This window comes from Mesorhizobium prunaredense (assembly GCF_900156895.1).
In the GTDB taxonomy this organism is placed as follows: domain Bacteria; phylum Pseudomonadota; class Alphaproteobacteria; order Rhizobiales; family Rhizobiaceae; genus Mesorhizobium; species Mesorhizobium prunaredense.
The window spans coordinates 252,964-263,421 of the sequence record NZ_FTPD01000017.1; the positions used below are offsets into that span (position 1 = coordinate 252,964).

Here is a 10,458-nt window from a genome sequence, read left to right on the forward strand (position 1 = left end):
CTCGTTGCTCCGACAGGTACAGTTCGGCCGACCGGATTGTTAAAAATGGAAACGCGGTTCCTGATGCGTGTAGGTGACCCGCAGTGACCGCGCGGCTGCAAAGTCTTTCTTTTCGCATCCGCTAGGCCGGAACTGTACGGGAGCCGTTAGGCTTGCAAGTCTGTGTCGACCTAATGGCTGGCTTAGGAGGCCAGAATGGAGGGCAAATCGATGCTAGAAAACGCTTCGTTGACGTGAGGTAGCGTGTGCGAAGCAGTTCGTCGACCATGTTATAAACAAGATAGGCCCATTATTTAGGGACACTTACAGTAGGAGCATTTCGATGTCGCGGGAATTCGATGGTCTCGGCAGCCGCGTTGCCGGCAAGTCCTTGCAGTCCGATCCCCAGTCATGGCAGCTCGACCCGAGGTTAGGCGCCCCCATGATCCCGGCGGATGAGTGGTCCTATTGGCCTTACAGCAGCTGGGCATTTTCGCACGCAAGCGAATATACGCGAACAGCCAAGGTTTGGCGGGGGCCAGGACCGGTCCTGCCCCTTCCTTACCGGCTTAGGGAGATCGGGCACATCGAGATTGCGTCCAGAGATGGCCGGCGCGCCACCATCCACGAATATCTCGAGAGCGACTATACTGACGGGTTTCTGGTTCTGCATTGCGACGAGATCGTTTTCGAAAAATACATGAACGGCATGGAGCCGCACTCGAAGCACATTGCCAGATCGGGTTCGAAGTCCGTCACGGGGGACGGTGTTCGGGATGCTTGTCCACCAGGGGCTTATCGATCCTGAAAGTCTGGTAACACGGTATTTGCCGGAACTTGAAGCGACCGCCTATCGCGGCGCCACTGTGCAGCACCTTCTGGACATGACCGCCGGCGCGACGCTCAAGGGGCCATGGCATGAGCCGCAGACCGATTACTATAATCTCCTCGTAGCGTCAGGATATTTCGGTCCACCCGAGGCGCATCCTGACGCTCCAGCAGACGTGTGGCAAGCCATTCTGCGGATAGCCGAGCAGGAGGCGCCGCACGGCACACGGTGCGCGTATTTTGACCCCAACATCGACCTGTTGGGGCTCATCATGCAGCGCGTATCCGGCAAGTTTCTCCCGGAGCTGTACAGTAGTGAATTGTGGGGGCCGATGGGGGCGGAGGAAGACGCCTGCCAGATCGTAGACAAATCCCGTTTCGCCATGTCATCCGGGGGGGGGGTCCAGGCCAACTTCGTGACTTTGCGCGCTTCGCGCTTCTGCATCTGCGCCGCGGCAAACTGAACGGGAGGCAGATCGTCTCATCTGAGTGGATCGAGACAACACGACGCCCTAAGCCTCTTCTATTTGAGTTGTTTGGAAATCCGAGCTCTTACGTAGATGCGAGGTCAGAGTTGCCCAACGGTGCTTATCACAATACGTTCTGGATCGAGGACCAGGAGAGAGGAGCCTATATTGCCTGGGGGTATGGTGGCCAAATAATCCATATTGATCCGGAGGCGGACTTCGCGGTGGTGAAACTCTCCCATCAACCTAGCCAATTACCTGTGAAACGGGCACAGTGGCCCGACCATGTACATCAAGTTAGCAACACCCTTCCGTTCAATTCATTTGCGGCATTCCGCGCCATCCGTGAAGAATTGGAAACGTAACAACTGCGACGGGCATGCGCTGGCTCTCGGCGTCAGGTAGATCGATCGCGGAAGCCGCGGCGGTCATGCTGGTCCTGGCGTGTGCTGGATGTTGTAGGTGGGCACCGGGCCTGACGTGATTGCGATCGAAGATCGAGCTTGTCCGTCCGCGTCACAGTTACGATGCAGCGCGGCCTTGGAGTTCACGACGCCAATCGAGCACTGAGACGTTGCCCAAAGAGTTAAGAGAGCTTTGCTCGACCCTTTCCTTTGCTCTGCGGCATCTCCGAAGGAGCGGTCAGGTTCGCCGCGATGTGCCATTGGCCATGGCCACACGTTCGGTCTGACCAGAAACCGAGAATAAACGGTGCGGTGCGCGAGGAACGGAAAGTGGGATGTATTCCGTAACGCATCGCAACGAGCTGATATTCTGGAAAGGCCTCCGACACCATCCGACGCATGTCGTCCGGACGCAGCCATCTGAAAACGCGATGGCACTGTCCGGAACATTATATTGGTGAACGCTACGCTAAGTGGCGCATACTCGTCGGCAGCGAATGAACTGCAACCGCCCGTCAACGCAGTCGCAAAAATAGAGCGAAGTGAAGTGCAGATCAAAGATGTCCTGCTCGCGCCTGGCAACGGCGCATTTTTCTATGACGATCAGGAAGCCATTAGGTCCGGCGCTACCCAGGACGGCTTCATCTATGTCGGAGCACCGGCAACACCTGGATTCAAGTCAATTCGCGTTCCAGCATGTTCGCTCGGCGTTGGGCTCGTCCTTGCCGACGACACGGTTGTGTGGGGCGACATGATGAACGTCCAGTACTCTGGTGCGGGCGGACGCGATCCGCTCTTTGACACGAAGCAAATCACGGATTTGACGTCTCGGGTCGTGGTTCCGCAGCTTCTCGATGTCGATGCATCTCGTTACCTTGAATCCTGCGCGAAAATTTTCGAGCCCTGTGAACACAAGCGGTTACCTCTCGCTGTTGAATATGGCGTCAGCCAGGCTCTCCTTCGCGCGGCCGCCCATCTTCATCGTACGACGATGGCGGAGATAATATGCAGTGAATTTGATCTGCCGCTGCCGAGGCATAAGGTCCCGATCTACTGCCAGAGCGGTGATGCCCGCGAAGTCAACGTCGACAAAATGATTCTGAGAGGGGTGGATGTTCTTCCGCACGGACTAATCAACTCGCGCCAGAAATTTGGCGTCGGTGGCCAGACCTTCATGGAATTCGTGAAGTGGGTTGCAAATCGTTCGCACCAAATCGGCCGCCCCGAATATCGTCCGGTGCTGCATTTCGACGTGTATGGCTGGATCGGCCAGGAAATTGGCCTGGAGCCGCAGCACATCGCCGACTTTATCTGCAAGGTTGCAGATACCGTTCCGGATTTCACAGTCAACATTGAGTCCCCGGCGGATTTTGGTTCGACGCAAGCTCAAATTGAGAATTATGCCAAGATCGTATCGATTTTGAACAACCGGGGTTCCTGCGCCCGCATTGTCGTTGACGAGAGATGCAATACGCTTGAGGATATTCGGCGTTTTGCCGAAGCCAGGGCCACGCATGTCGTTCAAATTAAGATGCCCGATGTCGGCTCAATCGCCGACACCGCGCGTGCAGTTATCATTTGCAAGGCGAACAAGGTCGGAGCGTATGTCGGGGGAAGCTGCACCGAGACGGATCTCTCCGCCCAGGCTTCGGTCCACGTATCGGTGGCAACCCAGGCGGATATGATGCTTGCAAAGCCGGGGATGGGTGTCGACGAGGCATTCTCAATTGTTGGGAACGAACAAAACCGGTTGCTGGCGATGCTGAGCCGTCGTCGGAATCAATATGAGAACGTTGGATGAAAAGCACGGTGTCGTATGCTCTTGAGGGGATCACCGTCGTAGCCGTGGAGCAGGCTGTGGCCGCGCCCTACGCATCTTCGCGCCTTGCAGACGCGGGCGCCCGGGTGATCAAGATCGAGAGGCCCGAAGGTGATTTTGCCCGAAACTACGACAAGTTAGTGCAGGGGCAGAGTGCTTACTTTGTCTGGCTCAATCGGGGCAAGGAGTCGGTCTGTCTGGACCTGAGATTGGAATCGGACCGCTCCGTCCTGGACGCGCTTATTGCCAGTGCTGACGTCTTTATCCAGAATCTGAAGCCGGGCAGTATCGAAAAACTCGGCTTTGGGTCTGCGGATCTGCGCCGACGTTTTCCGCGGCTGATCACCTGCGACATCTCTGGTTTCGGGGACACAGGGCCATATTCCCATTTGAAGGCATATGATCTCATCGTCCAGGCTGAAACAGGTCTATGCGCGATCACGGGAAATCAACAAGGACCGGCTCGTGTTGGGGTCTCTGTTTGCGACATCTCGGCGGGCATGACCGCACACAGCGCCATTCTTCTGGCGCTTTACCACCGCGAAATCACCGGCGAAGGGACAAGCATCCAGGTGTCACTGTTCGATTCCGTCGCCGATTGGATGAACGTCCCGGTTCTGCAGAACGACTACAGCGGCTATCACACGACACGCGCCGGCGTGAAACACCCGTCGCTGGCTCCGTATGGCGCCTATCGTTGTGCCGATGGCAAGGAAGTCATCTTTTCGGTTCAGAATGACCGCGAATGGGTGAATTTCTGCGATAAATTCCTGAAGCAGCCGAGGCTTACACGCGCGCCTGGTTTTGCAGACAACATGGAGCGCCTCGGTCACCGTGCCCAACTTGACGAGATAATTGAAGGGCGATTTTCTGAATTGTCCTGTCACGAAGCAATGAAGGAGCTTGAAGCGGCCGGTTTGGCGTATGGCCGACTGAATGAAGTCGCGGATATTTCAAAGCATCCCCACGTTCGCAGGGTAGGCGTTGGCACACCTGAAGGAACTGTAGAGACGATAGCCCCGGCCGCGATCTTCAACTCTCAGCATCCCTCGCTGCGTCCAGTTCCAGCTCTTGGCGCTCACACGGAGAGTGTCCGCAAGGAGGTGTCAGCGCGTTTGCATCAAAGAGCTGTGTCAGCATGAGTGCGCCGTTTGTGGAGAGGGGCGCACTCGAGAGCGTGTGCTTGCTCCACTTCCTCCCAGAGCATCAGCAGCCGGCCGGAAACTTCCCTGCCATCGCCCTCGCAAATATTGGCCGTGAGGCGATTCCATGATCAAGGACACCTTTCCAGCCGCCGAAAGCGCGCTTCCTCTACCGCGTTGGAGATCCCTACTCTTCGTTCCTGCTCACGTTCCGCGTTTTGTGGAAACGGCCCATCAGCGGGGTGCAGATGGCCTCATCCTCGATCTCGAAGATTCCGTTCCGCAGGAAGAAAACGCGAAGCACGGCGCCAGCTTGCTGAATCCGTGGCAAGTGTGCGTCGCATGGGCGCATCGGTTTTGGTCCGCGTGAACCGGGGTTTGCGCGCCTTGGCGGCCGATCTCGATGCAGCTGTGGTGGCTGGTGTCGATGCATTGGTGCTCCCCAAGACGGATTCGCCAGAGTGGGTTTTAGAGATCGCCAATGCGGTTTCGGAACTTGAACGGGAAAGAAATCTTCCGCCGGGGCGCATCCGGTTTCTTGCCCAGATCGAGACGCCTTGCGCCTTGCGAAGGCTCGCGTCCATTGCGTCGGCTCATCCCAGAATGGCCGCGATGGCGCTCGGCCCTGAAGACTTCAGTGCCGCTGTTGGCGGCTCACCAGAATTCGACCTTCTGCTAGCACCGAATCTTTCTGTTCTGTTTGCCGCCCGGGCGGCAGGATTGCTTCCTCTGGGCTTTGTCGGAAGCATCGGCGAATTTTCCGACATTGACAGATTTCGTGAACAAGCGGCGCATGCACGGCGTCTTGGGTTTGCCGGAGCATTGGCGACTCACCCGACACAAGTTGCCATTTTCAATGAAGCTTTCTCGCCAAGCGGAAAGGACCTGGAGTGGGCCCATGGCGTCATCGCGGCGGAACACGATGCCGCCGCGCATGGACTGTCTGCGTTCTCGTTGAATGGTAAGATGGTCGATCCGCCAGTGGTGCGGCGCGCCCATGAGATCCTGGCTCTGGCCAGCAATTAAATGGCCTACAATTGGGAAGGTAGAGGCCCCGATTAGTTGCTTGTCTGCCATCTCGTTTCGAGATAGTTGTGAAGTGTCGGGATCATGCCCGGTTGGATTTGTTCACGGTGGACATCAGGCAGTTAAGATACTTTGTCGGCGTCGTCGAAGCCGGTAGTTTCACGAAGGCAGCTGCGACCCTCAACGTAGCTCAAAGCGCTCTAAGCCTGCATGTGCGTCAGTTGGAGGAAGGGTTCGGGACGCAATTGCTGGTTCGCGACAGGACCGGTGTCAGTCTCACCGCGTCCGGAGGCAGGCTGCTTGAGCGAGCGCGAACGATCCTGAAGGAAATCCAGCTCACTGAGGCCGAACTGACCAACTCGGTGGCTGCTCCCTCCGGAGAGGTGACGATCGGGATTCCGTCTGGCGCCGCTCGCGTTCTCAGCGGGCCGCTGCTTGAATCGGTAAGAAGCGAATTGCCGAGAATCTCACTTAAGATGATCGAGGGCATGACGGGACCGCTGGAAGAGTGGATGGCTGCTGGCCGTTTCAATCTGGCTGTCCTGTACCGCACTGCTGAGAGCGTAGGGCAAATGACAGTGCTGGCCCGCGAAGAGTTTTGCCTCGTAGTCCCGCCGGGGCAACCGCCTTTCGAAGATTCGATACCGCTCGCCGACCTGCACGCATTTCCGCTGGCGGTCCCCATGCGCAACAACAATGTCAGACGTTCAGTTGCTGATGTCGTTGCCCAGCACGGTTGTGTTCTGGACGTCAGGTTCGAGGTCGATTCCCTTTCGACCATTATAAATATGGTTATGGAAGGAAAGGCGTATTCCATCCTTACGCCCTCGGCTATTCAGAAAGAGGCATCTCAAGGTCAGGTCCGGACCGTTAAGATCATTGATCCGGTGATCACCCGATCCGTTGTGCTTGCCGTCAACCCGAAAGATGAGCGCTCTCCGGCCGTCGCTGCGGTCCGCAAGCTGATCCCTCGTGTCGCGCAGACTTTGATCGAGGGCAAGCACTGGTCAGCCACGGTTCCCGACCGGATTTAGAAGACGAGCCACGTTCTTCCAGACTCATCACTATTCGCACTGCGTGAGCGGTATCATTCTGGATTCGAGAGGGTCTCGGACAGAGCGTTGCGATGACAGGAACCCTTCTTGTCGACCAGCATTTCGAGACAGGTGAACTCGTCGAGGTTTGGTCGACGAATGTCCACCTCGGCTCATACTGCCTTGTGACCACCAAGTCGCGATCTGTGACAGCCCCGATACCAGCACTGCGGCGCTGGCTAGCTGATGTCCTGGAATGATGAGACTCGAAGCATTCAGCTTTCGGCCGCCAACGGCATTAGGCGCTGCCAGACGAGAAAGGTACAATCAGTCGGTGTAACCTGATCATCTGCCGTTAGGTAGGAACGCTAATTTTTCCGTAGTCCGAGGCAATGATGGTGGCCAGCAGACCTCGGCCGCTGAAGGACAGCGGCCGAAGTTCAGTTCGAAGGGCGTTGTCACATTTTGTTTGGAGTGTAGCGTGCAAACCTCGGCCATGCTCTTCAGGCAAACTGACGGCTCATGGCTTTCCCATTCGGATTCTTTGAAAGCGATGAGATCACAGGAAGCGCACCACGCCGCCTTATGAAGTTAGCAGTGGCCGGGACGGACAAGATGTCGGCCGACTGCGCAGTGGGGGCTATGCGGACCTACGCCAAGATCCCCGATCTTGGGGAGTTTTCTTATGAGACATGGATGAGCGCCGTCCGCGCAGGCCGTACATTTGTGACCACTGGCCCTCTGCTGGACCTTAACGTTAATGGAAAACCCATGGGCGACCGCATCCGTACGTCAGTTGGAACGTCGCAAGTGTGGTCATGCCGATGACCAGCATTGACCTCGTCAACGGCGAAGTCAGAGAAAGCCGCACTGTCAGACCGTGGCAGAATGCCGGGAGTTGGTCGGTGCGCGTTCAGAAAAGTTCCTCGATCGCGTTGCTTGTTCGCGCAAAATACTACGACAAACTGGAGATGATTGCCGCTCACTCGTCCGCAATCGTGATTGACGTCGAGGGCTCCCAGTTGTTTGCCGCGGCCGACGCGCGCACGATCTTGGACCAGATCGAGGGGTCGATGGCGTACATCGACACAATCGGGACCCGCGCAGAGGCGGCGCGGTACAAGGAGATGGCTTTGTGCTCCAGTCGGCGTACCGTCGCCTACACAATCGAATGCATCAAATGGGACATGATCATACGCACAGCGCTGGTACGCACCACCCTGAAGATCACTCGTGAAACCTTAGGAGAGTGAGCAGAGGTTTTCAACATTCAAGGAAAATTTGATGATTAGATGCAAATCCACCAGACTAGCCTTCGTAGTAATTATGCTTGCAGTTGCATGCAAGCCGGCATTATCCCATATCGCGATCGGCTCGGCTAATTCGTTCGCTGCCGGCCTTGCGCATCCGCTGTTCGGGATTGACCACATATTGGTGATGGTCGCGGTCGGTCTGGCCGCGGCGCTCAAAGGCGGACGTGCCTCTTGGCGTGGCCGGTGGCGTTCGTTGGCCTTATCTTGTGGTGCTGGACTATCAATCGTTGCGGCGGTAGACGTGCCTCTGGCAGCAGGGGCGGTCATTATCGGCTTCTTTGCGCTTTTCCACGGTCACGCGCATGGCACCGAGATTCCCGAGACTGCGGGGGGCTCGAATATCTCGCTGGCTTTGCCCTTGCCACAGCACTCTTGCACGGCGCAGGTATCGGCTTGGGCTCTTTGGCCAGGCCGAGCTCCGCCTTCGTGCGCCTGGCGGGCGCGGCTACCGCCGCGGTCGGCATCGGCCTGGTGGTAGGCGCGATATAGGCCCCTCGTAACTTCTCAACCGGATGCGGACTGAAGCGCATTAACGGCGGCATCTCTCGAATGTTTCAGTTTGCTGAAGTATGTCTCTCCTCAAGCGGCACTGCTTGCAGGACTATCGGCTGAAGCGGAAGCTGTCGGTCGGTTACTCTTCGGCGGGCTGTCGATGCCATGTCGCGAATGGTGTTGCTGCCATAGGGCAGGATTGTATCGGCATAGAGCGAGTGTCGAGCACGCGATGGCGGGCTTGCATTACGACCATGTGCCGCTCTACCGCAGGCCCATATATGAGCCGCCAAGCAGTTGATCTCGACCGCTCCATGCCAGCCACTTGGGTTGGTCGGGCAGCGTTCTAACTGTCTGGTCTTCGAGACCCTGTTTGCTGACTGAAGTCGCGTTGCCGAGGATGGAATACCGAGGACGTGGTGCCAGTGTTCTACGTGCTGGTAAGATGGTCAAAGCGCGCGGCAGAGCCTGCGTGAGCCCAGCGCCGTGGTCGGCCGGCAGCTGATTACGGCAGCTCGTCAGTCGCGATTTCTGAAAATCTCGATGATCGCCACGGCTCCGCGCCTTCGGCATGCTCCGGGTGAGCATCGCAGTGAAGTTCACTCCTGTCGAGCAAGTACCCGCCCACCAGAATCCTAGCTGCGCGTAGGAGGAGTGGCAAACGCAGATTTACTGCGCCAATACAACGTGGATTTGTGCAATGCGTACCCCCTAGGCGCGCATAGTAGAACTGTCTAGCCGTCTGGCGCCGACGCGATATGGGAATAACGAAAACGCCCCACTTTGTGTGACTGACGCTCACATGAACGCATGGCCCGCCAAGTGACGCGGAATACCAATCAAGCTCCTGAACCCAGAGGTAAGCATGAAAGCGGCAGAACCGGCAAATTTCACAGAGGCGGATGTAATTCGTAATATTGGCTATGTCACCATGAACGATGGAACGCGCCTCGCTTACATCTCATACCGCCCGAAGAAATCAGGCCAGTATCCGACGGTCTTCCTCTATGATCCATACATAGCGAACTCGACTCCTTTCGAAATCGCGAAGCACTTCCTAGATGCCGGATACGCATTCGTCGGCGCGAATCTTCCCGGAACGGGCTGCTCAGAAGGTGTCATTGAGTTCTGGCATGAACAACGAATGGACAAAGGCGGACCCTACGGCGCCGAATTGATAGAATGGATCGCCAGGCAGCCCTGGAGCGATGGCAATATCGGAATGGTCGGCAATTCATCGGCGGGGCAGCCGCAATTCTGGGTCGCGGCCGAGCGGCCGCCACATTTGCGGGCAATCGTCGCGAGCGGATTCGGGGACGGCTACGAGTTCTTTCTTTCGGTTGGCGGAATGCTCCCACTGTCAATGGGAACATGGATACTTGAAAGTGAGTTTGTGAACCAGGTGCGCGGTGCAGAATGGCGCGTCAATCAAGGCGATACCGAGTGGGCCAAGATTCGCAGTAGAGATAGGCAGGTCGTCAAGACCTCCCTTTTTGACGAAATACGGAAGCACCCGCTGAGGGATGAATGGTGGGATTCTCAGACCTTGATCAGCAAGGAGCTCATCGACAGAGTCAATGTGCCGACCATGCTTATTGGGGCTTGGCAAGAGGCCTACGGTGGCTCCGCCATGGCAAACGTTCGAATGTTTACCCATTTCATGCAACATCTGAAGAACAAGAAGCTTGTTCTGATGAATGGTGACCATGGGAGCTTCGGACCTGGGCCGCGGGGTTATCGCCTTGTCGACACGGAGCGAATGAAGTTCCTCGATCGCTGGGTTAGAGGTGTTAAGAATGGAATAGAGAACGAGGCGCCTATCAGTGTTTATTGGGAGGTTCAGCATCCCGAGTGTGATCCGAAGAAATCGGTAGCAGGCTGGACAACAAATCACGACACGTGGCCAGACCCGAAAGTCGAACGCCGCACCTTCTATCTTACGGTCGACGCACAG

Annotated in this window: 10 protein-coding genes and 1 pseudogene; all 11 read left to right on the plus strand. The window is 56.8% G+C overall.

The annotated features are described in order from the left end of the window. Nucleotides 1-322: 322 nt before the first annotated feature. Nucleotides 323-787, plus strand: a complete 465-nt coding sequence (locus tag BQ8794_RS35640) for a hypothetical protein (RefSeq protein WP_077379087.1) — start codon at nucleotides 323-325, stop codon at nucleotides 785-787. After that, on the plus strand, nucleotides 756-1,271 hold the full coding sequence (locus BQ8794_RS15575; protein ID WP_077379088.1) for a serine hydrolase domain-containing protein: 516 nt from the start codon (nucleotides 756-758) through the stop codon (nucleotides 1,269-1,271). Before BQ8794_RS35640 ends, BQ8794_RS15575 begins: the two co-directional genes overlap by 32 nt. 110 nt (nucleotides 1,272-1,381) lie before the next feature. After that, nucleotides 1,382-1,639 (plus strand): KOW domain-containing RNA-binding protein, encoded by a 258-nt coding sequence (locus tag BQ8794_RS34800; RefSeq protein ID WP_143744580.1) that lies wholly within the window; start codon nucleotides 1,382-1,384, stop codon nucleotides 1,637-1,639. Between the two features lie 586 nt (nucleotides 1,640-2,225). Next, on the plus strand, nucleotides 2,226-3,479 hold the full coding sequence (locus tag BQ8794_RS15580) for a methylaspartate ammonia-lyase (RefSeq protein ID WP_077379089.1): 1,254 nt from the start codon (nucleotides 2,226-2,228) through the stop codon (nucleotides 3,477-3,479). 8 nt (nucleotides 3,480-3,487) lie between these two features. Further along, entirely contained in the window at nucleotides 3,488-4,639 is a 1,152-nt protein-coding gene (locus tag BQ8794_RS15585) for a CaiB/BaiF CoA transferase family protein (RefSeq protein ID WP_167378753.1), read from the plus strand. A gap of 127 nt (nucleotides 4,640-4,766) precedes the next feature. Then, a complete protein-coding gene (locus tag BQ8794_RS37045; protein ID WP_280174590.1) occupies nucleotides 4,767-5,009 on the plus strand; it encodes an aldolase/citrate lyase family protein in 243 nt (80 codons plus the stop codon). Further along, nucleotides 4,982-5,665, plus strand: a complete 684-nt coding sequence (locus tag BQ8794_RS15590; protein WP_280174591.1) for an HpcH/HpaI aldolase/citrate lyase family protein — start codon at nucleotides 4,982-4,984, stop codon at nucleotides 5,663-5,665. Before BQ8794_RS37045 ends, BQ8794_RS15590 begins: the two co-directional genes overlap by 28 nt. A 107-nt stretch (nucleotides 5,666-5,772) precedes the next feature. Then, nucleotides 5,773-6,699, plus strand: a complete 927-nt coding sequence (locus tag BQ8794_RS15595; RefSeq protein ID WP_077379120.1) for a LysR family transcriptional regulator — start codon at nucleotides 5,773-5,775, stop codon at nucleotides 6,697-6,699. An 824-nt stretch (nucleotides 6,700-7,523) separates the two neighbouring features. Then, entirely contained in the window at nucleotides 7,524-7,952 is a 429-nt protein-coding gene (locus BQ8794_RS15600) for a hypothetical protein (protein WP_143744581.1), read from the plus strand. Between the two features lie 73 nt (nucleotides 7,953-8,025). Beyond that, a pseudogene (locus BQ8794_RS15605) lies at nucleotides 8,026-8,501 on the plus strand (HupE/UreJ family protein). 868 nt (nucleotides 8,502-9,369) lie between these two features. Continuing rightward, the coding region (locus BQ8794_RS15610) for a CocE/NonD family hydrolase (RefSeq protein WP_244554980.1) at nucleotides 9,370-10,458 on the plus strand (1,089 nt) is incomplete at its 3' end.